19 protein-coding genes are annotated in these 24,351 nt (G+C 67.1%); 8 read left to right on the forward strand and 11 right to left on the reverse strand.

Going from position 1 to position 24,351, the window contains the following annotated elements; all coding sequences use genetic code 11:
- Positions 1–224: 224 nt before the first annotated feature.
- From V7082_RS06450 to V7082_RS06465, 4 genes are all read left to right on the forward strand, one after another.
- Entirely contained in the window at positions 225–956 is a 732-nt protein-coding gene (locus tag V7082_RS06450; RefSeq protein WP_334146906.1) for a 3-deoxy-manno-octulosonate cytidylyltransferase, read from the forward strand.
- A gap of 86 nt (positions 957–1,042) precedes the next feature.
- The gene (locus V7082_RS06455) at positions 1,043–1,933 is read left to right on the forward strand and encodes a prephenate dehydratase (protein ID WP_334146907.1); all 891 of its coding nucleotides are present in this window, start codon (positions 1,043–1,045) and stop codon (positions 1,931–1,933) included.
- A 14-nt stretch (positions 1,934–1,947) separates the two neighbouring features.
- Positions 1,948–2,697: a glucose 1-dehydrogenase gene (locus tag V7082_RS06460; RefSeq protein WP_334146908.1), complete on the forward strand. Its 750-nt coding sequence runs from the start codon at positions 1,948–1,950 to the stop codon at positions 2,695–2,697.
- Positions 2,698–2,907: 210 nt separating this feature from the next.
- On the forward strand, positions 2,908–3,276 hold the full coding sequence (locus V7082_RS06465) for a GIY-YIG nuclease family protein (RefSeq protein ID WP_334146909.1): 369 nt from the start codon (positions 2,908–2,910) through the stop codon (positions 3,274–3,276).
- 94 nt (positions 3,277–3,370) lie between these two features.
- Here V7082_RS06465 and V7082_RS06470 read toward each other — a convergent pair whose 3' ends face one another.
- The 8 genes from V7082_RS06470 to V7082_RS06505 form a co-directional block, all read right to left on the reverse strand.
- Positions 3,371–4,183: a TrmH family RNA methyltransferase gene (locus V7082_RS06470; protein WP_334146911.1), complete on the reverse strand. Its 813-nt coding sequence runs from the start codon at positions 4,181–4,183 to the stop codon at positions 3,371–3,373.
- Positions 4,180–5,133: an RsmD family RNA methyltransferase gene (locus tag V7082_RS06475; RefSeq protein ID WP_334146913.1), complete on the reverse strand. Its 954-nt coding sequence runs from the start codon at positions 5,131–5,133 to the stop codon at positions 4,180–4,182. Before V7082_RS06475 ends, V7082_RS06470 begins: the two co-directional genes overlap by 4 nt.
- A 41-nt stretch (positions 5,134–5,174) precedes the next feature.
- The gene (gene aat, locus V7082_RS06480) at positions 5,175–5,858 is read right to left on the reverse strand and encodes a leucyl/phenylalanyl-tRNA--protein transferase (protein ID WP_334146915.1); all 684 of its coding nucleotides are present in this window, start codon (positions 5,856–5,858) and stop codon (positions 5,175–5,177) included.
- Between the two features lie 96 nt (positions 5,859–5,954).
- Complete coding sequence (gene accC / locus V7082_RS06485) at positions 5,955–7,295, reverse strand: acetyl-CoA carboxylase biotin carboxylase subunit (RefSeq protein WP_334146917.1); 1,341 nt, start codon at positions 7,293–7,295, stop codon at positions 5,955–5,957.
- A gap of 95 nt (positions 7,296–7,390) precedes the next feature.
- Entirely contained in the window at positions 7,391–7,882 is a 492-nt protein-coding gene (accB, locus tag V7082_RS06490) for an acetyl-CoA carboxylase biotin carboxyl carrier protein (RefSeq protein WP_334146919.1), read from the reverse strand.
- 53 nt (positions 7,883–7,935) lie between these two features.
- The gene (aroQ, locus tag V7082_RS06495) at positions 7,936–8,382 is read right to left on the reverse strand and encodes a type II 3-dehydroquinate dehydratase (protein ID WP_334146920.1); all 447 of its coding nucleotides are present in this window, start codon (positions 8,380–8,382) and stop codon (positions 7,936–7,938) included.
- 225 nt (positions 8,383–8,607) lie between these two features.
- The gene (locus V7082_RS06500) at positions 8,608–9,462 is read right to left on the reverse strand and encodes a DsbA family protein (RefSeq protein WP_334146922.1); all 855 of its coding nucleotides are present in this window, start codon (positions 9,460–9,462) and stop codon (positions 8,608–8,610) included.
- Between the two features lie 46 nt (positions 9,463–9,508).
- The gene (locus V7082_RS06505; protein ID WP_334146924.1) at positions 9,509–10,900 is read right to left on the reverse strand and encodes a M48 family metalloprotease; all 1,392 of its coding nucleotides are present in this window, start codon (positions 10,898–10,900) and stop codon (positions 9,509–9,511) included.
- A 279-nt stretch (positions 10,901–11,179) separates the two neighbouring features.
- Here V7082_RS06505 and V7082_RS06510 point away from each other — a divergent pair, with 279 nt between their 5' ends.
- Positions 11,180–12,382 carry a pyridoxal phosphate-dependent aminotransferase gene (locus tag V7082_RS06510; protein ID WP_334146926.1) on the forward strand — a complete coding sequence of 401 codons (1,203 nt, stop codon included), beginning with the start codon at positions 11,180–11,182 and terminating at the stop codon, positions 12,380–12,382.
- A 60-nt stretch (positions 12,383–12,442) separates the two neighbouring features.
- Here the strand turns inward: V7082_RS06510 and V7082_RS06515 are convergent, their stop codons facing one another.
- Together V7082_RS06515 and V7082_RS06520 are read right to left on the reverse strand one after the other, a co-directional pair.
- Positions 12,443–13,063, reverse strand: a complete 621-nt coding sequence (locus V7082_RS06515; RefSeq protein WP_334146928.1) for a hypothetical protein — start codon at positions 13,061–13,063, stop codon at positions 12,443–12,445.
- Between the two features lie 612 nt (positions 13,064–13,675).
- Entirely contained in the window at positions 13,676–16,726 is a 3,051-nt protein-coding gene (locus V7082_RS06520; protein ID WP_334146930.1) for an Rne/Rng family ribonuclease, read from the reverse strand.
- Positions 16,727–17,477: 751 nt separating this feature from the next.
- Here V7082_RS06520 and V7082_RS06525 point away from each other — a divergent pair.
- The 3 genes from V7082_RS06525 (at position 17,478) to prfB (ending at position 22,781) form a co-directional block, all read left to right on the forward strand.
- Positions 17,478–18,707 (forward strand): N-acetylmuramoyl-L-alanine amidase, encoded by a 1,230-nt coding sequence (locus tag V7082_RS06525; protein ID WP_334146932.1) that lies wholly within the window; start codon positions 17,478–17,480, stop codon positions 18,705–18,707.
- 251 nt (positions 18,708–18,958) lie between these two features.
- On the forward strand, positions 18,959–21,517 hold the full coding sequence (locus tag V7082_RS06530) for a penicillin-binding protein 1A (protein ID WP_334146934.1): 2,559 nt from the start codon (positions 18,959–18,961) through the stop codon (positions 21,515–21,517).
- A gap of 132 nt (positions 21,518–21,649) precedes the next feature.
- Positions 21,650–22,781 (forward strand): peptide chain release factor 2 gene (gene prfB / locus V7082_RS06535; protein ID WP_334146936.1). Its coding sequence is split into 2 segments (ribosomal slippage): positions 21,650–21,718 and positions 21,720–22,781, totalling 1,131 coding nucleotides; the frame shifts between segments, so codons are not numbered across the junction.
- Positions 22,782–23,289: 508 nt separating this feature from the next.
- Here the strand turns inward: prfB and V7082_RS06540 are convergent.
- Positions 23,290–23,652: an arsenate reductase gene (locus V7082_RS06540; protein ID WP_334146938.1), complete on the reverse strand. Its 363-nt coding sequence runs from the start codon at positions 23,650–23,652 to the stop codon at positions 23,290–23,292.
- Between the last annotated feature and the right edge of the window lie 699 nt (positions 23,653–24,351).

The raw sequence follows: 24,351 nt of genomic DNA on the forward strand, positions 1-24,351 counted from the left end.
GACCCATCTGTGCCTGTCATACCCGCGCGCCCGTGCTTCGCAAAGCGAAGATATGCTCCGAGGCCGGATCCCCACTTCAAACGCATCTAGAGGATGCCGGTCACACCTTGCAACCCCGCGTTCGGCAGGTCTACAGCTTCCAGGTCCCCGCCGGCGGCAAGATAGGCCGCCGGCCCCTTCCATGGGACCAAATGTCCGGGATGCGACGATCCAGGGAAATCCGAATGACACGCACGCTGATCATCATCCCGGCCCGAATGGCTTCGACCCGCCTGCCCGATAAGCCCCTGGCAGACATCGGGGGACTGCCGATGATCGTGCGCGTCTGGAGGCAGGCCCATGACGCGGGGATGGGGCGCGCAGTGGTCGCAGCCGATTCGGAGGAGATCTGCGCTGCCGTCCGTGCCGCGGGCGGCGAAGCGCTGATGACGCGCGCCGACCACGCGTCGGGCTCGGACCGCGTCTTCGAGGCCCTGAACCGTATCGACCCCGAGGCGGAGGCCGACATCGTCGTCAACGTGCAGGGCGATCTGCCGACCATCGACCCGGCGCTGATCCGCGCCTGCGCCGCCCTGCTCGATACCAAGGGCCCCCATATCGCCACCCTCGCCGCCGAGATCGCCGACCCCGAGGAGCGCACGAACCCGAACGTGGTCAAGGTGGTCGGCACGCCGCTCGCCGAGCCGAACCGCCTGCGCGCCCTCTATTTCACGCGCGCCACCGCGCCCCACGGCGACGGCCCGCTTTACCATCACATCGGCCTTTACGCCTACCGCCGCACGGCGCTCGAGCGCTTCGTCTCGCTCGCCCCCTCCTGCCTCGAGAAGCGCGAGCGCCTGGAGCAGCTCCGCGCGCTCGAGGACGGCATGCGCATCGACGTCGCCGTCGTTGACACCGTTCCGCTCGGTGTCGATACTCCCGCCGATCTCGAGCGGGCCCGGCAACTCGTTGGATAAGCAGCCCGTTGGATAGGGCGCGCCTCCGGCATGATCACAGCCGGCCACGCCCTTTCCTTTCTTGTCTCACCTTGAGCCAGCACACCATGTCGACGACACCTCCTGCCGCACGCATCGCCTATCAGGGTGAGCCCGGCGCCAATTCGCATCTCGCATGCACGGAGGCTTACCCGGACTTCGAGCCGCTCGCTTACCCGACCTTCGAGGACGCGCTGGCCGCGGTGAAATCAGGGGACGTGCTCTACGCCATGATCCCCATCGAGAACTCCGTGGCCGGCCGCGTCGCCGACATCCACCACCTGCTGCCGGGCGCGAACCTCTACATCATCGGCGAGCACTTCCTGCGCGTGCGCCACCAGCTCATGGCCGTGAAGGGGGCGAGCCTCGACACCATCAAGCGGGTCATGAGCCACACGCAGGCGCTCGGCCAGTGCCGCAAGACGCTGCGGTCGCTGGGCCTGAAGCCGATCCCCGAGGCCGATACGGCAGGCTCCGCGCGCCTCGTCGCCGAGCAGACGGATCCGTCGCTGGCCGCCATCGCCTCGAAGCTCGCAGCCGAGATCTACGGCCTCAGTATTTTGCGCTCCGACATCGAGGACGAAGCCCACAACACCACGCGCTTCCTGATCCTCGCCAAGGACCCCGACGACGCCGAGCCAGAGGATGGCCCGGTCATCACCACGTTCCTGTTCCGGGTCCGCAACGTGCCAGCCGCGCTCTACAAGGCGCTCGGCGGCTTCGCCACCAACGGCGTCAACATGACGAAGCTCGAGAGCTATCAGCTCGAAGGCACCTTCAACGCCACCATGTTCCACGCCGACATCGAAGGCCACCCCGCCGAGCGCCCGGTGCAGCTCGCGCTCGAGGAGCTGTCGTTCTTCTCGAGCGAGGTGCGCCTGCTCGGCACCTATCCGGCGAGCCCCTATCGCGCCGAAGCCGCGCGCGCGGCCGCCGCACCGGTTGCCAGCTACCGCTGAGAGAGGGGCCGCGCATGAGGCTTGACGGCAAGGTCGCCATCGTCACCGGCGCAGGCTCGGGCTTCGGACGCGGCATCGCCGACGCCTTCGCCCGGGAAGGCGCCCGGCTCGTCGTCGCCGACATCGACGGGATGCGTGCCCGCGACGTGGCCGACGGCATTGGCCCGCACGCGATTGCCGTCGCCGCCGACGTGTCGCAAGGCGCTGACGTAACGGCCATGGTGGGAGCCGCCGTGCGGGCCTTCGGCGGCCTCGACATCCTCGTCAACAACGCCGGCATCACGCACAAGAACCAGTCGCTGATGACGGTATCCGAGGACGAGTTCGACCGCATCTATGCGGTCAACGTGAAGTCGATCTACCTCACCACGCTGGCGGCCGTGCCGGAGCTCGAGAAGCGCGGCGGCGGCTCGATCGTCAACACGGCCTCCACGGCCGGCGTGCGGCCGCGACCGGGCCTCACCTGGTACAACGGCTCGAAGGGTGCGGTGATCGCACTCACCAAGTCGATGGCCGCCGAGCTCGCGCCGCTGAACATCCGCGTCAACGCCATAAACCCCGTCATCGGCGAAACCGGACTCCTGGAAGAGTTTATGGGGCTGCCGGACACGGCCGAGAACCGCGCCCGCTTCATCGCCGGCATCCCGCTTGGCCGCATGTCGACGCCGGCCGACATCGCCAACGCGGCGGTCTTCCTCGCCGATCCGGCCTCGAGCTTCATCACCGGCCTCGCCATCGAGGTCGACGGCGGCCGGTGCATCTAGTCGAGCATATCTTTTGCGCATCTGGACTCCGGCGTACGCCGGAGTGACGTCAAAATCTGACTGCCCGCTCGACCGCAACTCAACGTCATCCCGGCATTAGGGCGAAGCCATGCTGCGCATGGACGGCCGGGATCAAGACACGTCTCGATCTAGAGACGGAAGCGATCCTTGGAAACCGTTGTGTAGTCACAAGGCCATCCGAGGTTGGAAATGAAGCGCCCCTGCGTCTACATCCTCACCAACAAGCCCTTGGGCACACTCTACATCGGCGTAACAAGCAATCTTCATAAGCGCATGGCCGAGCATGCCCAGGGCCTAGTAGAGGGTTTCACAAAACGATACGGCGTGAAGCGGCTCGTCTACTACGAGCTTTACGACAGCATGACGGACGCCATCCGGCGGGAGAAACGTCTCAAGGACTGGCAGCGCCTTTGGAAGATCCGGTTGATCGAGGGCATGACCCCTGAATGGCGGGATCTTTTCGACCCTAAGTCGGGTGAGGTCCAGTTCAGCCCTACAGATATCGAAAACATTGAACATCTTGCATACGTATCTGGACCCCGACCTCCGTCGGGGTGACGTAAATGTGCTAAGGCCCGCGAGAAGAAAACTTAACGTCATCCCGGCGCAGGCCGGGATCCAGACAAGTCGAAATTTTTCTGGACACTCGCCTTTAGATCCTGAGTGCGCGGCCGCGGATCTGATAGAGCGTCAGCGCCGTCGCCACCGCCAGATTGAGGCTGTCGAGCCTACCGGCCATGGGGATCTTGACGAGCCGCGAGCAGGCCCGCGTCAGGCTGTCGGAAAGCCCCGGCCCTTCGCTGCCCATGACGAGCAGCACCGGCCCGGTGTAGGCCGCGCGCCGGAAGTCCTCGCGCGCATCGAGATGCGTGCCGACCACATCGCCGCGCCAGCGCGCCCGCCAGCTCAGGAAATCCTCGCGCGAGACACGCACCAGCGGCACCGCGAACACCGACCCCATGGTCGCCCGCACGGCCTCCCGCGAATAGGGATCGCAGGCGTTGCCGATCAGGATGACGCCCTTGGCGCCGACCGCGTCCACCGTGCGGATGATGGTGCCGAGATTGCCGGGGTCGCGCACCTCCTCGAGCGCCAGCCAGCAATCGTCCGCTGAGGCCGTCTGCGGCAGCTCCGCCCAGCGCTGGCGGAACACGCCGAGCATCGCCTGCGGGTTGTCCTTCGAGGAGAGCTTGGCGAGCACCGCTTCCGAGACCTCGATCACGTCCGCGCCGGCCGCGAGCGCCCCGCCGACCAGCGCGCGAGCGACCGGGCTTGCGGCCGAACCCGCCCGATAGACAAGGCTCGTCGGCACGAAGCCCGCGTCCCGCGCCGTGATGAGGATCGAGGCGCCTTCCGCAACGAAGAGCCCCGTCGCCTTGCGCTCTTTGCGCATCTCGAGCGCGCGGATCGCCTTGATCCGGTCGTTGGCGAGACTGGTGATGACGCGCGGAGCCGCATCCCTCATGGCGATGTCCACCGCACGAACAGAGAGGTCGGAACCGCCGCGCCCCCACCCTCGGCGGAGAGCGCCAGCTCGCCCGCCGAGAGCCGCCCGCCGCGCCCGGACAGAAGATCGGCCGCGAGTTGCTCGAACGCGAGCGCGGACGCGCGGATCGCATAGACCGTGAGCACGAGCGCCGACCGCTCGGGAGAAAGGAGCTGCACGGCGTTTTCCAGGAGCCCCGGTAGGCCCTGGAACAGGTCCCACACCTCGCCCTCGGGCCCGCGCCCAAACTTCGGCGGATCGATCAGCACGACATGATAAGTCTTGCCGCGCCTCACCTCGCGCGCGACGAACTTGGCCGCATCGTCGAGGATCCAGCGCACCGGCGCCTCCGCGAGCCCTGACGCAGCCTGGTTCCCCTTCGCCCACTGGATCGCCTTCTTCGACGCGTCCACGTGCGTGACCTCGGCCCCGGCGCGCGCCGCCAGCAGCGAGGCCGCGCCCGTATAGGCGAACAGGTTGAGCACGCGCGGCCGCTCGCCGGAAACCTTGCCGATCTCGCCGAGCATCCAGTCCCAGTGCGGCGCCTGCTCCGGAAAGAGCCCGACGTGCCAGAGCCCCTGCAGCCGGCAGGTGACGGTCACGCCGCCAAGCTCGACCGGCCAGCTCTCCGGCACCGTCCGGTCGAAACGCCACTTTCCCTTCTCCTCGTCGTCCGCCGACGCCGAGAAGACGGCATGCGCCTGCCCCCAGACGTCGGGCCCGCGCCGGCGGCGCCACAGCGCCTGCGGCTCCGGCCGGTCGACGACGATCGTGCCGAACCGCTCGAGCTTGCGGCCCTGCCCGCTGTCGAGAAGCGCATAATCCGACGGGCCGGGGGTGCGAATGACATCGAGCCCCATGGATCGCTCGAGGGTTCGCTCGAGGGCGCGCACCTGCCGCCCGGCCGTATGTCCGTCCCTTTGGCTCACGTCGCGATCGTCCTGCTTTCGGCGGATCGGGGGCTGGCGGCTCAGCGCGACTCGCCCTTGGCCCGCTCTATGATGTCGAGGATGGCTTCGCCCGAGGCATCGAGCGGCACGCGCAAGAAATCGGCCGACTGCTTCAGGGCCGCGTCGAGATGGCGATGGAAATCGTCGCGGTCGATCTCGATGGTGCCGAACTGGCGCAGATGGTCGGTGACGAACTGGGTGTCGAGCAGCGTGAAGCCGCCGCCGATCAGGCGGCCCGCCAGATGCACGAGCGCGATTTTCGAGGCGTCGCGCACGTAGGAGAACATGCTCTCGCCGAAGAACACGCCCCCGAGGGCCACGCCGTAAAGACCGCCGACCAGCTTCTCCCCGTCCCAGACCTCGACCGTATGGCAATGACCGAGCCGGAAGAGCTCGCGATAGAGGGTGCGGATGCGCCCGTTGATCCAGGTCGACCGGCGCCCGGCGCGCTCGGCGGCGCAACCCTCGATGACACCTTCGTAATCGCTGTCGACGGCAACACGCAGCTCCCCTCGCCGCACGGTCCTGGCGAGGCGTCTCGGCACGTGCAGCGACTCGAGAGGAAGGATCCCGCGGTGCTGCGGCTCGATCCAGTAAAGTGCCGGGTCGTCCGCGCTTTCGGCCATGGGAAAGATGCCGCAACTGTAGGCCTTGAGAAGGACCTGCGGCGTGATCTCGATCATGATGTCGTCGCGCGACGCCATCAAGGAAACGCTCCTGCTTCAGAGCCGGCGCGGACGGCGCCCCGATCCCGGACACTGTCCGATTTGTAACGCATTTGTGCCGCCGCGTGGAACCCTTCAGCTCTTACCGAGGTACTTCTCGAGCCAATGGATGTCGTAGACGCCGTTGGCGATGTCGGGCTGCCGCACCAGCTCGTTGAAGAGCGGGATCGTCGTCTCGATACCGTCGATGACGAACTCGGAGAGCGCGCGGCGCAACCGCATCAGGCACTCGTTGCGGTTCTTGCCGTGAACGATCAGCTTGCCGATGAGGCTGTCGTAGAACGGCGGGATGCGATAGCCCTGGTAGACTCCGCTGTCCACGCGCACGCCGAGCCCGCCCGGCGGATGCCAATAGGTGATCTGTCCCGGCGAGGGGCGGAAGGTGCGCGGGTTCTCCGCGTTGATGCGGCACTCGATGGCATGGCCGGAGAACGTCACGTCCTCCTGCCTGAAGCCGAGGCTGCCGCCCGAAGCGACACGGATCTGCTCGAGCACGAGGTCGATGCCGGTGATGGCTTCCGTCACCGGATGCTCGACCTGGAGCCGCGTGTTCATCTCAATGAAATAGAACTCGCCGTCCTCGAACAGGAACTCGACCGTGCCCGCGCCGCGATAGTTGATCTTGCGCATGGCGTTGGCGACGATCTCGCCGATCCTCATGCGCTGCGCGGCATTGAGCGCCGGCGACGGGCTCTCCTCGAGGATCTTCTGATGGCGCCTCTGCAGCGAGCAGTCGCGCTCGCCGAGGTGCACGGCGTTGCCCTTCCCGTCACCGAACACCTGAATCTCGATGTGACGCGGCTTCTGCAGGTATTTCTCGATGTAGACGGAATCGTTCCCGAACGCGGCCTTCGCCTCCGCGCGCGCCGTCGCGAACGCGAGGCCGAGATCGATGGCCGAATGGGCGACCTTCATGCCGCGCCCGCCGCCACCGGCCGTCGCCTTGATGAGCACGGGGAAGCCCATCTCCTTGGCGACCCTCGCCGCGTCGGCTTCGGTCTCGACCGCGCCGTCCGAGCCGGGCACGACGGGGATGCCGAGCTTCTTGGCCGTCTCCTTGGCCGCGATCTTGTCGCCCATGATCCGGATGTGCTCGGAGGTCGGGCCGATGAACGTGATCGAGTGCTCTTCGAGGATTTCGGCGAAGCGGGCGTTCTCGGACAGGAACCCATAACCGGGGTGCACCGCGTCCGCGCCGGTGATCTCGCAGGCCGCGAGCAGGCGCGGGATATTGAGATAACTGTCGCTGGCCGGCGGCGAGCCGATGCACACGCTTTCGTCGGCGAGACGCACGTGCATGGCGTCGGCATCCGCCGTCGAATGCACGGCGACGGTCGCGATCCCGAGCTCCTTGCACGCGCGCTGGATGCGCAGCGCGATCTCGCCCCGGTTGGCTATCAGAACCTTGTCGAACATTCTTTGTTTGGAGCAGTGAGGCAGTGAGGCAGTGAGGCAGTAGGGAAATCCGAAACCACTACTGCCTGCTGCCGACTGCCTACTGCCCATCTCCCTTATTCGATGATCACGAGCGGCTCGCCGAACTCCACCGGCTGGCCGTTCTCGATCAGAACGGCCGTCACCGTCCCGGCGCGCGGGGCAGGAATCTGGTTCATGGTCTTCATCGCCTCGATGATCAGCAGGGTGTCGCCCTGCTGCACGCGGGTGCCGACCTCCACGAAGGGCGGCGCCTTGGGGTCGGGCGAGCGGTAGGCGGTGCCGACCATGGGCGACTTGACGGTGCCCGGATGCTTTGCCGGATCCGGCCCGCCGGAAGCAGGTGCCGGCCCGCCAGGCGGCGCTGCGGCCGGCGCGGGAGCGCTCGGAGCCGCATAAGCCGCCGAGGGCATGGTCGCGGCAATGGTGACGGACCGCGCGACGCGCACCTTGAGGCCGCTTTTCTCGATCTCGATCTCCGAAAGCCCCGTATCGTTGAGAAGCTGCGCAAGCTCCCGGATGAGCTGCTTCTCCGCACTCGGCTTCTCGGTCTCGTCTTTCGCCGTCATGCGCGCTTGCCCTTTCCCTTTCCGCTTCTTGTCGTTGTCTTTGGATCTGTGTTTCACGGGACCGGCGCCACCAGCTTCGCCATCGCGTCGAGCGCGAGCTCATAGCCCTGAACGCCGAGCCCGCAGATCACGCCCTTGGCGCCGAGCGACACGTAGGAGTGATGGCGGAAGCTATCGCGGCGGAAGATATTGGAGAGGTGCACCTCGATCACCGGCAGCTCGGCCGCCTGCAGCGCATCGAGAATCCCGATCGAGGTATGCGTTAGCGAGCCGGCGTTGAGAACGATGCCGGACGCTCCCCCGCGCGCCTCCTGGATCCAGCCGATCAGCTCGCCCTCGTGGTTGCTCTGGCGGAAGTCGATCGCGAGCCCGAGCGCCTTGCCGCGCGCCTCCGCCCGCTTGCGCACGTCGTCGAGCGTGTCCGGGCCATAGATTTCGGGCTCGCGCATGCCGAGCATATTGAGGTTCGGGCCGTTGAGGACGAAAACCGGTTTGGCCATGTCTCTGATCGGGCTGAGGATGTCGGGATTTGAACCCGGGTCTCCCAGGCTCTGGTCCGCACGCACGCAGGACGCGTCCGGAGCTGGGAACCCCGTAAAAGGTCCCGAGCAGCTTTACCGCAGCCGCGAACGGACGCCAAGACAAAGGTTGCTGGCCGTGTTGACCGCTTTTCCTGGGGGCGTGACCGGCCGGGCGAGGCCCGCGGGCCTAGCCGGGTCCGCGCCTCAGCAGTAGGTGCAGCCGGTCTTGCGCAGCTCGGCCACGTGGCCCTCGAGCACGTCGTACAGGTTTTCCGGCGCCCCGCCGATCGCCAGGTCCCCGACCAGGAAGTGCGGGGTTCCGTTGATGCCGAGCTTGTTGGCCAGATCCCGCACTCGGTCGATCTCGGCCTTGACCTCGGGGCCGGCCATGTCGGCCTTGAGCTTCGCCATGTCGAGGCCGTGCGCTTCGGCAACCTTGAGAGCAACCGCCTCGTTGACGAGACCCTTGGTCTGGATCAGGTCGCGGTGCACCTCCCAGTATTTGCCCTGCATGCGGGCGGCGAGCGCGACGCGCGCGGCCTGCTCGGACTCGTCGCGAAGAATCGGGAACTCCTTGAAGACGACGCGGACGTTCTTGTCCTCCTCGACGAGCTTGGCGACCTCGCTGAAGCCGCGCTTGCAGTAGCCGCAGTTGTAGTCGAAGAACTCGACGACCGTGATGTCGCCGTCCGGATTGCCGGCCACCGGCGCATTGGGCGCGCGATAGATGTCCTTGGCGTGCTCCGCGACCATCTTCTTGGTGCGCTCGGCTTCGTCCCTGGCCATCTTGATCTCGAGCGCGCTCTGCACCTCGAGGAAGATCTCGGGGTTCTCGACCAGGTAGTCCTTGATGATGCCTTCGATGGCGCGCCGCTGGTCGGGCGAGAACGTCCCCGTGCCGGCGCCGGCCAGGGCGGCAATGCCGGCCGGGCGGCCGTCCGGGTTCCCCCCGCCGAGCGCGAGCCACAGTCCGGCCAGCAGCAGGAGAGGGGCTGCGACAAGAGCGGCGAGGCTCACCCGCGACTGCGAGGTCGGCTTCTTGGAATCGAGGTCTGTCATAGAGGCTCCATGGGCATGGCCGGCCCGTGCATTCGGCGGCCGCGCATCAGGTTTGTGGTTTGTAGTTGACGATGTCGTCGGCTTTGACCCAGTCGGGCGTGCCGGGCTTGAGGCCCGCCTGCGCGCGTTTGGCAAACTCCTGGGCCTGTTTCAAGGCGCCGAAATAGAAGAGGCCCTGCGCGCGCGCCAGCTCCGCTTGCGGCAGCAGACCCTTGTCGTAGTAGGCTTGCCCCAGCGTGTTGTAGGCGCTGGCGTTGTCGGGCTCGCGCTGCACGGCCTTGCGCAACAGGGCGATGGCCTCATCGGAATGCTGCGGCTCCTTGGTCTGCAGCAGGGCCTGCGCGAGTTGCACACCGACCAGCGGCGCATCGCCCTTGTGCAGTTCGAGCGCCTTGCGAAGCGGCCCGATGGCCTCCTTCGGCCGGCCGGCCTTCTGCAGGAAATCGCCCTTGACCTCCCAGAAATAGGGGTTGCTCGGATAATCGCGGATGAGCGCGTTCACGCCCGCGAGCCCCTGCTCGAAGCCGCCCGCGCCCTGCCGGAACGACGCGATCGTGCGCGCATACCGCGCCGGAAGGCTCGTATCGGACACCGGATAGCGGTTGAACACGATCGACGGCGCTTCCATGTAGCCGGAGAGCTTGGCGCGCATCATGTCGTGACGGAGCTGCAGCTCGGGCGCATCCTTGTTTTTATAGTAGGGGCTCGTCTCGACGAGCTGCCTCAGGCGCGCGAGACGGTCCGTCGCCACCGGATGGGTGCGCGCGAACGCGTCCTTGTGGGCGTCCGAGAAGAGCTCCTGTCCGGCGAACCGCTCGAAGGTCGTGAGCATGCCGAGGCCGGACTGTTGCGTCGCGTTGAGGTATTTGAGGCCCGCTTGATCGGCGGCCGATTCCTGCGAGCGCCGCTCCGCCGTGAGCCCGCGCATGATGAGCTCGTTGCCTCCCATCATCACGCCCTGGCCCACGCTTCCGGCCCCCTCGCTTCCCGTTGCCGCGCCGCCGATCATGGCGCCGATGCCGAGGAGCTGGATGAGAAGGGCCCGCGTCTGGTCCTTGGCGATGCGCGAGCGGAGCGCCGCCATGTGCCCGCCGGCGATGTGGCCCGCCTCGTGCGCGATGACGCCGATCACCTCGTTCGGCGTGTTCGACTGGACGAGCGTGCCGGTGTGCATGAAGACGTTGCGCCCGTCGACCACAAAGGCGTTGAACGCCTCGTTGTTCACGATCCGCACCGTGACGCGCCCCGTTCCGAGGCCGGCCGCGCGGAAGATGCTCTGCGAATAGTCGTTGAGAAGCAGCTCGATCTCCGTATCGCGGATGAGCGGCAGCCCCTGCGCGCGCGCCTGCGAGGCGGGAAGAAGCCCGATCAGGAGACCCGCCACGAATGCGGAAACAAGCGTCGCGCGGAGGACGGCGTTGAGCGGCAGCGTGATCATGCTCTTCGGAATGGCTCGATGACGGATTGAGGGACTCTGAGCACTCGACATGGCAGACGAGACGAACGTCTAGATGGGCATAGAGACCCGGTCTGTGCAAGACCGGCGGCCGCCGTACTGGCACGATCCCGGGCCGCCGCCTATAAGCCGGCGATGCGACCCATCCGGCGGCGCATGCGGAGAGCGACGTGGGCGGCTTTGCCGCCCCATGGGCAGGCGTCAATGCGGCCAAAGGAAGGCGTCGCGACGCATCGGAACTGATGGGGCGGAGACGACGCAATGGCGGAGAACGAGACCGACGAGCCCCGCCCGGCGGGCACCCGCAAGCCCGCCGCGCGCAGCGACATCGCAAGCTTCATCGTCATGGACGTGATGCGGGCGGCCGCGGAGCTCGAGGCGCGGGGCCTCTCCGTCATCCACATGGAGGTCGGCCAGCCGGGCACACCGGCGCCCGAGGCGGCGCTTGCCGCCGCGCGCGGCGCCATCGCCGGCGAGACCCTCGGCTATACGGCAGCGCTCGGGATGGACGCCCTGAGACGGCGGATCGCGAAAAGCTACCGCACGCGGTACGGCATCGACGTCGGGGAGGACCGCATCGTCGTCTGCACGGGGTCGTCGGCCGCCTTCATTCTCGCCTTCCTCGCCCTGTTCGACGCCGGAGCGCGCGTGGCGCTGCCCTCGCCCGGATACCCGTGCTATCGCCATATCCTCTCCGCCCTCGGCTGTCGGTCACCTTTGATCGAGACCGGGCCCGAGACGCGATGGATGCCGACGCGCGACGCCGTGGCCGCCCTTCACGACGACGTGGGCCTCGACGGTTTGCTGATCGCGAGCCCGGCCAATCCGACCGGCACCATGATCGAGCCCGCCCGCCTCGCGGAGCTGGTGCGGTTCTGCGATGCGCACGGGCTATGGTTCGTCTCCGACGAGATCTACCACGGGCTGACCTACGGCGCCCCGGCCACGACCGCGCTCGCCGTCTCGCAGGACGTCGTCGTCATCAACAGCTTCTCGAAATATCACGCGATGACCGGCTGGCGCATCGGCTGGCTGGTGGTGCCGCCCGCGCTGGTGCGCGTCGTCGAGCGGCTGCAGCAGAACCTTTTCATATCCGCCCCCGCCGTGTCGCAGGTGGCCGCACTCGGCGCCTTCGAAGCCACCGAGGAGCTGGAGCGCAACCGCGAGGCCTACGCAAGGAACCGCGCTCTGCTGCTCGAGGCCCTGCCCGAGGCCGGCCTGACGGCGCTCGCGCCGGCCGACGGCGCCTTCTACCTCTATGCCGACGTCTCGGCCTTCACCGACGACGCACGCGCGTTTGCGTCCGCCATGCTGCACGAGATCGGCGTCGCGGTGACGCCGGGCCTCGATTTCGACGAGCGGCGCGGCCACCGCTTCCTCCGCTTCTCCTATGCCGGAACGGAGGCCGACATGGCGGAAGCCGCCCACCGCCTCAAAGGCTGGGCGCGGCTGTCGAAGGCCTGACGACGGAAAAAAAGCGACGGGGACGCAGTGCGCCCCCGTCCCGAAACCGATTGGATGCGATCAGCCGCGGCGACCGCCGGCACCGAGCGACACGAAGCGCGGCCCGATATCGACGTGGATGTGGCTCATGCGGGCGTACGTCATCGTGCCGCCCGAGGTGTGATTGGCCCTGAGCCAGGCAACGATGGCCTGCTTGCGTCCGCCGGCATCGAAGTCGACGGCGAGGCCGAAACCGTGTTTCGAGGGCTTGCCGCTGCCGGCGATGCGCGCGCCCGGGCGGCAGGTCGAGATCACCTTGACCGCACCGAACTGCTGCTCGATCCGCGCGAGCAGCGCCGCCGCGGCCGGCTGCAGGCATCCGCGCGAGGCGGTCGCTCCGCCGCCCGAACGGCTGGCGGTCATCGCGCGCCCGGCGAGGCGACCCTTGCGTCCGGCGGCAGCCGTCTTGGGGCCGTGGGCCTTCGCCGCGCCGTAAGCCTTCTGCCGGCGCTGCGTCGTACCGTACCGCGCCGTGGTGCGGGCCTTCGACGCGCTATGCGCCTTTGCCCGCTTCACCGTCTTGCGCCCGTCGTTCTCGTAGAGCGAGCTGACGGGACCGGAATCCACACGCGCCTGCGCGGGCGCGGCAAGAACTGCCGCAGCGGCAACCGCCAGAACGGCGCCAAACATCGACTGACTCATAGAAAACTCCCTTGATGTCCCACGATCCCGGACCTGCGGAGAAGAGCCAAGCGAAACGGCCCCGAGGATCCGGAAATTTCAGAAGTCGCGCGAGAAGAGGGTTCGGCCGGAAAGACCGTGCACATCCGCGCAACGCCATCCCGGCATCGCGGCGCGATGGAGCGGAAGCCCGATCTCGCCACCCCCGATCCCGGCATGACGGACCGGCACACTTCAGCCGGGTATGGTCAAATTGAGACGCGCCCCGCATCGCCGCACTCCCGCCGGACTGCCGCTACTACGTAGAAGTCCTGATATCGCAGACAGAATCTCGATCGCAAACAAGCGACATGAAAAATTGTCGCACCTGCCGAGAGTTGTATTAACGAGCAGAGTTTCCATGCGAACGGAGCGCGACCGGCACTCGCCTCCCGTCTTTCGTCCCATCTGCCAAGACGGAGGTAGGAGCCGCAGGGCGGACAACAAGGGACCGGCCGGACGCCGGCCAAGACCTCAGACCCGCCGCATACGGTTGCGCGGCGGAACCGAAGCTCCGCCGCGCAACTCCGCGCTCTACGCATTTGATCAGAGAGACGGGTGTCGCTTCGGACCTAGGGGTCCGAAGCGATCGGTCTAGCCGCCGAGACGGCGCTGCCACCAGCCACGCCGCACCACGGGCTCCTCTGCGCCGGCATTGCTTCCGTCGTCCTGGTTCGGAGAAACGACGACACGCTCGAGCTTGGGCTCAGCGGACGACGCCTGGCGTGCACGCACGCGGGCGAGCACCGTATCCTCGGGCGCCTGAACCGGCTCGGCCGGAGCGGCAGATGCAGGTGCTTCAGCCGGGGTGGCCGGTGCAGGCTCGGCCGGAGCCGCAGGTGCAGCGTCTGCCACAACGGGCTCGGCCGGCTCCGGCGTCTCGGACGGCTGTGGTTCGGACGGCTGCGGCGCAACGCGGCTCGCGTCCTCGCGCGGCTCGGACGACCGGCGGCGCGGCTCCCGCGCCGGTGCCGGCACTCTGAGGTCCTCCGCCTCCGCGGCGACAGCCGGCACATCCGGCGCGGCGTCGTCGGGCTCCGCGCCCTCCGCCTCCGCGCGATCGATCGCCTCGTCGGCGGCGCCCTCCTCGGGACCACGGGCGCGGTCCCGCCCGCGGCGACCGCCACGCCGGCCACGGCGCCGGCGGCGGCCTCCATTTTCGGTGCCGTCGCGCTCGCGCGGGCCGTCGTCCGGTCCACGCGCCGCCCGACCGGCCTCTCCGTCGTCGTGAGCGTGCGCGTCTTCACCGAAGTCCTCGGCAGCGTCGGCCGTCTGTCCGCCCCCGATCTCGATGGGCACGTCGTGATCGTCGGCCTCATCGTCGTCGTAAGGCCGGGCGGCCTCCTCGCTGCGCCGGTCATCGGCCCTCGGCTCGCCACGGCCTTCACCATTACGCCGGCCGCGCCGGCGCCTGCGGCGGCGGCCGCCCTCGCGCTCCTCGCCGCGGCCGCGCTGCGCCTCTGCGCTGCGGGGTTCGGCAACCTCCTCCTCGGAGTCCTCGGCCTCGACCGGCTCGCCCTCGCCTTCCCCGGTGAAACCCCAGTCCATGTTGACCGCCGCCCGGTCCGGACGGCGCGTCGCGACGGGCGCCGCATGGCCTTTCTCGATCAGGAAGTTGGCGCCCTGCAGCTTGTCGCTCGCCTGCACGGTGACGAAGATGCCGTGGCGCGTCTCCATCTCGTTGATGAAGTGGCGCTTGTTGTTGAGGATGTAGAGCGCGACCTGGGACGTCGTGGTCGCCACGAGCGACGTGCGCGCCCCGGCCATCAGCGCGTCCTCGAGCGCGCGCAGCACGGCGAGCGCCACGCTTTCGGTCGAGCGGATGATGCCCGTACCCTGGCAATGCGGGCACTGCGACGTCGAGCCCTCGAGCACGCCGGAGCGCAGCCGCTGCCGGCTCATCTCCATGAGCCCGAAGTGGCTGATGCGTCCGAGCTGGATGCGGGCGCGGTCGAAGCGAAGCGCATCCTTGAGCCGCCGCTCGACGGCGCGGTTGTTGCGCTTCTCCTCCATGTCGATGAAGTCGATGACGATGAGGCCCGCGAGGTCGCGCAGCTTGAGCTGGCGCGCGATCTCGTCCGACGCCTCGAGATTGGTGTTGAGCGCCGTCTCCTCGATGGAGAACTCGCGCGTCGCCTTGCCCGAGTTGACGTCGATGGCGACCAGCGCCTCGGCCTGGTTGATGACCAGATAGCCACCGCTCTTCAGCGTCACGTACGGGCTGAACATGGCATTGAGCTGCCGCTCGATGCCGTACTTGGTGAACAGCGGCTCGGGGTCCTGGTGCAGGAGCACGTTCTTCGCATGGCTCGGCATGAGCATGCGCATGAAGTCTTTCGCATCCTTGTGCGCCGCGTCGCCCGCAACGACGATCTCCTCGACGTCCTTGTTGTAGAGATCGCGGATCGAGCGCTTGATCAGGTTGCCTTCCTCGTAGACGAGGCTCGGCGCTGTGCTCTCGAGGGTGAGGTCGCGCACGCTCTCCCACAAGCGAAGCAGGTACTCGAAGTCGCGCTTGATCTCCTGCTTGGTGCGCGCAGCACCCGCCGTGCGGATGATGAGCCCCATGCCCTCGGGCACCTCAAGCTCCTGCGCGATGGCCTTGAGGCGCTTCCTGTCCTGCGGATTGGTGATCTTGCGGCTGATGCCGCCGCCGCGCGCCGTATTGGGCATGAGCACCGTGTAGCGGCCCGCGAGCGAGAGATACGTGGTGAGCGCCGCGCCCTTGTTGCCGCGCTCCTCCTTGACCACCTGCACCAGGATCACCTGGCGCCGCTTGATCACCTCCTGGATCTTGTAGCTGCGCAGCCTGCGGCGCGGACGCGAGGGCAGCTCCTCGAGCGCATCCTCCGACCCCGCGCTCTCGACCGCTTCGGGCTCAGCCGCGGCGCTGGCAACCACCTCGACGCCGCCCGCTTCGCCGGAGCTCTCGGGAGCGACCTCGGAAACCGCGGGCCCGGCCTCGTCCTCGCCGGCGCGATCCGCAACGGGCTCCAGGTCTTCGGCGCCGTTCGCCCGATCCTCCTCGCGACCCTCCGGGGCCGCCACCGCCTCGACCAGCACCTCGTCGCGGACGCTCGCCTCGGCGATCACCTGCGGCGGATCGTCGTCGGCGGGGCCGTCGTCGGGATGACGCTCGTCGTCATCGTCGTCATGATGGTCGTCTTCGGCGTGGATATCCTCCACGCCGTTCTCCTCTTCGGCGTCTGCGTCGTCGTCCTCGCCGTCGTCATCCTCGTGCGGCGTCTCGCCGTCGGCGGAGGACGCGTCGGTCCCGCTCGCCCGCTCCTGCGGCCGGCGCCGCCGGGCCAGCCGCTCGGCGCGCGCGTCGGCGGCGGCTTCCTCCTCCGCCTCGGCCAGGGCCTCCTCCTCGATGAGCGCCTGACGGTCGGCCATCGGGATCTGATAATAATCGGGATGGATCTCGTTGAAGGCGAGGAAGCCGTGCCGGTTTCCGCCGTAGTCGACGAACGCCGCCTGCAGCGACGGCTCGACGCGCGTCACCTTCGCCAGATAGATGTTGCCGCGGAGAAGTTTGCGCGCCGCGCTCTCGTAGTCGAACTCCTCTACGCGTCCGTTACGCAGCACCACCACCCGGGTCTCCTCGGGATGGGTGGCGTCGATGAGCATCTTGTTGGGTGCCATGTTTTTTTATCCTCTGCGCGCCGGTGGGCCGGACCACCGGAACCGGCCCTGCGGCCGGAGGCGACTTGCGGCCGTGTCGAGGCGCGCGCCTTTGGGGTGTGTGAAGGAAAGAAGGTTGGGGTGAACGGTCGGGCGCGCATTCCCGGACCGGCCGCTGCGGGCTCGGTTACTAAAAATCGGAATGCGCGGTCGATCTGCATGGTCTCGAACGAGTGATCCGAATCACGCCTTCGGCATGCGTCGGAAATGGACGGGGGCAACCATCTGTGGCGCGGACGCCGGATCAGGTAAGCCGCATCGCAACCGGGACCGCTTCCGGCCCGTACCGTCGGGGCGACGCATCTCGGCGCATCTTTGGCCCGAGCCGCTCGAAGGGCCTGGGCGACAACGCTGCCGATCACGAAGCACGCGCCGACGATCATCGGGCCGTGCGCATCGTCCACCTACGGGACTTGGGCATTTCGCGGGTTGGCATGAAACCGGCCTTCAACCGGACCGAGCATCCAACAGCCGACGTGACTTGCGCGTGAAGAGGACGTACTCGAACACGATGCGGTTGAATTTGTACGGGTTCGCCGGCGGTGTGGCAAGCCCGTTTGTGGAATGATGCCGTAAAAGGAGAGCTTGACGCTCACCCTTGCGTAAACGCCCCGATTTGACCTAACTTACAGCATATACGTAATAATTTGCTTACGAACGCGATGGGGAACGCGTGCTTCCGGAGATCGGGACCAGGGCCGGATCGGTTGCTTTGCGGACGGCACTGGCCGTCGTCGCGATGCTGATGCATGTCTGGCTCGGCGCCCCCGTCCGGGCCGCCGAGACGGCCTCCGCCACGCGAGCGGAGGTCTCCGGCGATCACCTGCGGACCACGTTCCGGCTCGACCTGTCGGCGGGCGTCACGGCCGAAATCTACACCCTCGCCAACCCTTACCGCGTCATCGTCGATCTCCCCGACGTGGCATTCCACCTCCCCGACGGCACCGGACAGGAGACCCATGGTCTGGTGCGCACGTTCCGCTACGGCCTCTTCGCCGAGCGCAAGGCCCGCGTCGTGCTCGACACCACCGGCCCCGTGCGCATTGAGCGCGCCGCCATGACCGCCAAGCCGGACGGCAAGGGCATCGTCTTCGCGTTCGACATGGTGACCACGGACCCGGCGAGCTTCGGCACCGGCACCGGAGCGGGCAAGGCGGCCGAGGCCACCGCCGCCCCGCCTCCGCCGCCGGCCGAGCCCCCGAAAGCCGACGCCTTGAGGCCGGACGGCAAGGCCGTGATCATGATCGACCCTGGTCACGGCGGCATCGACGGCGGCGCCGTGAGCGCGTCCGGCCTGCTCGAGAAGGAGGTCGTGCTCGCTGCCGCCGCGGAGCTTGAGCGCCAGCTCGCCGCGACCGGCCGCTACGACGTGCACATGACCCGCACGTCGGACGTGTTCGTCTCGCTCGATCAACGGCTTAAGCTCTCCGCCGCGCAGGGCGTCGATCTCTTCGTCTCGTTGCATGCGGATTCGCTCTCCGAGCAGCATGGCGCCCAGGTCGTGCGGGGCGCGACGATCTACACGCTCTCGGAGCGGGCATCCGACGAGCAGGCGCGCCGCATGGCCGAGAAGGAGAACGCTTCCGACCTCATCGCCGGCATCAACGTCGTCGACGGAGAGGGTGACGAGGAGGTGAAGAGCATCCTGTTCGACCTGATGACGCGGGAGACGGCGAACTTCTCGGCCGATTTCTCGAACGTGCTGGTGCGCAAGCTGAAATCCGCAACCTCGCTCGCCCGCGAGCCCCAGCGGGCCGCCGCGTTCAAGGTGCTGAAGCAATCCCACGCTCCCTCGGTGCTGATCGAGCTCGGCTATCTCTCGAACCCCGAGGACGAGAAGCTCCTCAAATCGCCTGAGTGGCGCAAGAAGATCGCAGCCTCGATCACCGCGGCCGTGGATGCCTACTTCGCGAAGCGGACCGCCGCCTCGCCCGGCCCGTGAGTGCGACCATTGAAGCAAGGGCAATAAAGAGAAAAAGGCGCCCCATCCCGACGCCGGCCAACCGAGTCCCCGGCGCCTATCACGCGGCGGCGCATGGTAAATCACGTTTAGGAAATCGGGATGTTTGGACGACGTGATGCCACATTCCATGGTAATGTTGCCACTTGATCCGCGGGTTGCTGCGGTGCGATAGCAGTGCGCCGCATCTTATAGAGTTGCCCCCAAAACACGGTCGATCGGACCCTGGCCGAATGCGAGCCCCTCCTCTGCCACCACCGCAGCCGGTCTCCCGGAGACGGACCCGCAGGCGCAAGAGCCTGCTGCTGAGCTTCATCGGCTGGAGCTTTGCGGCGTTCGTCGTCCTGTTCCTGGTCGGCTCCGCCGGGGCCGGCTACGTGCTGTGGCAGGCATCGAAGGATCTTCCGGACTACGAGAGCCTTGCGAGCTACGAGCCGCCCGTCATGACGCGCATCCACGCCCACGACGGCTCGCTCATCGCCGAGTACGCGCGCGAGCGGCGCATCTTCGTGCCGATCAACACGATCCCGAAGCGCGTCATCGCGGCATTCCTGTCGGCGGAGGACAGCCGCTTCTACGAGCACGGCGGCCTCGACATCCAGGGCATCGCGCGTGCCGTCTTCAAGATCGTCGAAGGCAAGATGAAGGGCAGCGACCGGCGCGCCGAGGGCGCCTCCACCATCACCCAGCAGGTCGCCAAGAACTTCCTTCTCACGAGCGACCGCACGCTCGATCGCAAGATCAAGGAGGCGATCCTCGCCATCCGCATCGAGCGCGCCTACTCCAAGGACAAGATCCTCGAGCTCTACCTGAACGAGATCTATCTCGGCATCGGTGCCTACGGCGTTGCCGCCGCGAGCCTCGCCTACTTCAACAAGGAGCTGAAGGACCTCACCGTCGAGGAGGCAGCCTATCTCGCCGCGCTCCCCAAGGCCCCGAACAACTACCACCCCTTCCGCCAGACGGCCCGCGCCACCGAGCGGCGCAACTGGATCATCGGCCAGATGGCCGAGAACGGCTACATCACCAAGGAGGAGGACGCCGAGGCCAGGGCGAAGCCACTGGCGGTCAACCTGCGCCCGGGCGGCGCGCACATCTTCGCCGCCGAGTATTTCGCCGAGGAGGTGCGCCGCTCGCTGTTCAACGCCTACGGCGAGGGCAAGCTCTACGCCGGCGGCCTCTCCGTGCGCACGACCCTCGACCCCCGCCTGCAGAAGATCGGCCGCAGGGCCCTGATCGACGGCCTCGTCGCCTACGACCGCAAGCAGGGCTGGCGCGGCCCGGTGAGCCGGATCGACGTCTCGGGCGACTGGGGCATCCCGCTCGGCGCCATCGAGAGCGCGTCCGACATCGCGCCCTGGCGTCTCGGCGTCGTGCTCTCCATGGAGAAGACGAAGGCCGTGGTCGGCCTCAAGCCGCAGCGCAAGCAGGACGGAAAACTCACCGAGGAGCGCCACGCCGTCGAGATCACCCTCGACGAGATCAGGTGGGCACGAACCGCCAAGCGCACCGAGCCGAAGCAGATGTCCGATCTCCTGGCGCCGGGTGATGTGATCTACGTCGCGCCCAAGGACGAAGCCAACCTCGCCGGCGTCTGGTCGCTGATGCAGATCCCCGAGATCTCGGGCGGCCTGATCGCCATGGACCCGCATACGGGCCGCGTGCTCGCCGTCTCCGGCGGCTTCTCCTTCGCCATGAGCCAGTTCGACCGCGCGCTGCAGGCCAAGCGCCAGCCCGGCTCGTCCTTCAAGCCGTTCGTCTACGCAGCCGCCCTCGACAACGGCTACAAGCCGACGTCGATCATCCTCGACGAGCCGATCGAGATCGAGCAGGGCCCCGGCCAGGACATCTGGAAGCCGCAGAACTACGAAAAGGACAGCTCGCACGGCCCCACGACGCTGCGCGTCGGCATCGAGAAATCGCGCAACCAGATGACGGTGCGCCTCGCCCAGGACATGGGCATGCCGATCATCACCGAGTACGCGCGCCGTTTCGGCATCTACGACGACCTGCTTCCCGTGCTGTCGATGTCGCTCGGCGCCGGCGAGACGACGCTTCTGCGCATGGCCACCGCCTATTGCATGCTCGCCAACGGCGGCAAGGCGATCCGCCCCACGCTGATCGACCGCATCCAGGATCGCTGGGGCAGGTCCGTCTGGCGCCATGACGCACGCGAATGCCCCGGCTGCTCGGCCGACCACTGGGAGAACCAGGAGGAGCCGGACGTCCCCGACGACCGCAATCAGGTCATTGATCCCCAGACTGCCTACCAGATGACGTCGATCCTCGAAGGCGTCGTCCAGCGCGGCACGGCGACGTCGCTGAAGAAGCTGAACCGTCCGCTGGCGGGAAAGACCGGCACCACCAACGAGGAGAAGGATGCCTGGTTCGTCGGCTACACGCCCGATCTCGTGGTCGGCGTCTTCATCGGCTACGACACGCCGCGCCCCATGGGCAAGGGCAATACCGGCGGTGCCGTTGCGGCACCGATCTTCGGAAACTTCATGGAAGCAGCGCTCGCCGATCAGCCCGCCACGCCGTTCCGCATCCCGCCGGGCATCAAGCTCGTGCGCGTGAGCCTGAAGACCGGGCTCCGCGCCTCGCCGGACGACACCGCGGCGATCGCCGAAGCCTTCAAGACCGACGAGGAGCCGGACGACGCCTACTCGGTCATCGGCTTCAGCGATCCTTACGCGCAAAGCTCGGACGCCAGGCAGTCGTCGTCGGGCGACGCCTGGCAGCCGGCACCCACCTCACAGGGCTACAGCGGCGGCCCGGGCGGCCTGTGGTGAGAGGCTCTCCTGCCCCATAGGCGTTGCGCCGCGGACGGCCGCGCGGTGCATCGCGACGCCGCGTTTACAGCCGCGTGCGCCGCACCTATATGTCAGCCAATTCCCCGATATGAATGTCGTTGGAGAGCCGCCATGCGCGCTGAAGCGCAAAAAGTCGCCACGTCCATCGAAGAGGCGCTGGACCTCTTGAGGAGGTATCTTTGACCCGGAGCAGGCCGAGGCACGTCTAGCCGATCTCAACCGGCGCGCGGAGGATCCCGCGCTCTGGAACGACCCCGCGCAGGCTCAGAAGGTCATGCGCCAGCGCCAGCAGCTCGAGTCGTCCCTCGACGACTTCCGCCGCATCGAGCGCGAGTTCGAGGACAATCTGACCCTGATCGAGCTCGGCGAGGCCGAGGACGACGCAGAGACGGTGACAGAGGGCGAGGGCGCACTGAAGCGTCTCGACGAGGAGGTGCAGAGGAAGAGCGTCGAGGTCATGCTGTCGGGCGAGGCCGACGGCATGGACACCTACGTCGAGGTCCATGCCGGCGCCGGCGGTACGGAAAGCCAGGACTGGGCGGAGATGCTGACCCGCATGTACATGCGGTGGGCGGAACGCCGCGGCTTCAAGGTCAAGCTGATCGACGAGAGCCCCGGTGAGGAAGCCGGCCTCAAATCGGCGACGCTCGAAATCCAGGGCAACAACGCCTACGGCTGGCTCAAGACGGAAGCGGGCGTTCATCGCCTGGTGCGCATCTCGCCCTACGATTCCAACGCCCGCCGCCACACGAGCTTCGCATCCGTCACCGTCTACCCGGTGATCGACGACTCGATCGACATCGAGATCAACCCGGCCGACGTCGACGTGAGCTTCGCCCGCTCGAGCGGTGCCGGCGGCCAGCACGTGAACCGCACGGAGTCGGCCGTCCGCCTCGTGCACAAGCCGACGGGCATCGTCATCTTCGCCCAGGAGCAGCGCTCCCAGCACCAGAACAAGGACATCGCCTTCAAGCGGCTCAAGGCGCGTCTCTACGAGCTCGAGCTGAAGCGGCGCGAGCAGAAAGCCTCCGCCGAGCAGGCGGCCAAGACCGACATCGGCTGGGGCCACCAGATCCGCTCCTACGTTCTGCAGCCCTATCAGCTCGTGAAGGACCTGCGCACGGGCACGCAGAGCTCGAGCCCCGACCAGGTTCTCGACGGCGACATCGACCCGTTCATCGAAGCAACCCTCGCCCAGCGCATGCGCGGCGGCTCAAGCCTCGAAGTCGCAGACCTCGATTAAAGCGGGCAACGGGCAGCAGGCAGGATATGCTTACTGCCCACTTCCTGCCTGCTGCCCGCTGCCCCCCTTTTGTTCCCTCCGGAACAGCGCCGCCTCCGCAACGCTTTAATATCCTCCTTGTGGGAACCAAAGCGCCCTCCCCGCTGTTCCCATGGTCCGCTGGAGCTGCCACCCCCGCACTCCAGCGAGACGGAGCGCCACCGCGGTCCCCCCACCGTAAGGCGGCGCTCTTCCCACGGTCGGCCCCCCAGCTCCCCTCCCCCCAAGCTGGGGGGCCTCTTTTTTGAGAGGCTCCTTTCCGCCGGGCGAAGGCATTGGGCGGATCGATTTTTTTGCACGTCTTGGAGAATAAACCGGCGGGCAATCCGTTCTCTGCCAAGTGCGGTCCGAATGCCCATGTCCCCGCGTTGGTGATCGAGCCGCATCGTACGACCCGTCGCAAGATGGGCACGTCAATGGACGGGACAGGCCCCGCACACCTGTCCCGTCTTTTATTTTTCCGGGACGGTCACGCTCCGAATGCCGCCGCATAGATCTCCGGCTTGAAGCCGACCAGCGGCTTGCGCCCCCCGATCTCCAGCACCGGTCGCTTGATGAGCGACGGCCCAGCCAGCATCAACGTGATCGCCTTCTCCCGATCGAGATCCCGCTTGTCCGCATCGGAGAGCCTGCGGAACGACATGCCGGTACGGTTGAGGAGCGTCTCCCAGCCGACCGCGCCGGCCCAGCGCTCGAGCCGCGCCCGGTCGATACCTTCCGTCTTGTAATTGTGGAACGTCGCGGCGACCCCGTGGGCGGCAAGCCAGGCCCGCGCCTTCTTCATCGTGTCGCAGTTCGGGATGCCATAGATGGTGACCGTGGATTTCGTCATTGGTGCAAGCCTCGAAGTCTCGCCCGGGCGCGGTATCGGCCGGACGGAATGCCTTAACGACCTCGGCAAAGCAGACTACGGTCCGTCCACCCGGTGTCCGCTCTGGAAAGTCATTCCTAGATTATTCGATCAGGCCGAGCCAACGTTCGTCCATGTGGCAGAGAGCGTGATCATCTCCAGAATTGCGACCGCCCGGCTTTGGTCGGCTTCTCGTAGTGACTGACATAGTTCCTATTGCTTCTCAGATAGCCGTTCGTGGCGAACAGCCTCTGATGAACCGAGTTAACGCGGGTGAGATTCTCTATTCTTCGATTGCGACCGCACAGTCACAATAAAAACGATGAGCGCAGCCCCCCGCGCGCCCATAACTTCGCCAACCGCCCAAAGATCCTGTGCAGCCTCACACCCTGCGAGCCGTCTGCGCGCCAAGGGTAGCCTGGCGCGGATGCCTGAAACACGATCCCGTTCCCTTGATCTCGAAACGGACACCTCACCGCGATCCTTCGGTGGTTACGGGCAGAATTTGAGCTCGGGCCTACCAGATGATGCGCCGGACGAGGAGCGCCGCTCGATCCAGGATTACAGAAAAATCATTCGAAAGCTGATGATTGGGAGACTACAAGAACACTCCCGTTCAACGTCGCGGTTCTGGCCGCGTTGCAGACGCGCCTTCCTATAACGCACCTGCGAGAGAGAGAC

This window comes from Hyphomicrobium sp., from assembly GCF_036833075.1.
GTDB lineage: Bacteria > Pseudomonadota > Alphaproteobacteria > Rhizobiales > Hyphomicrobiaceae > Hyphomicrobium_C.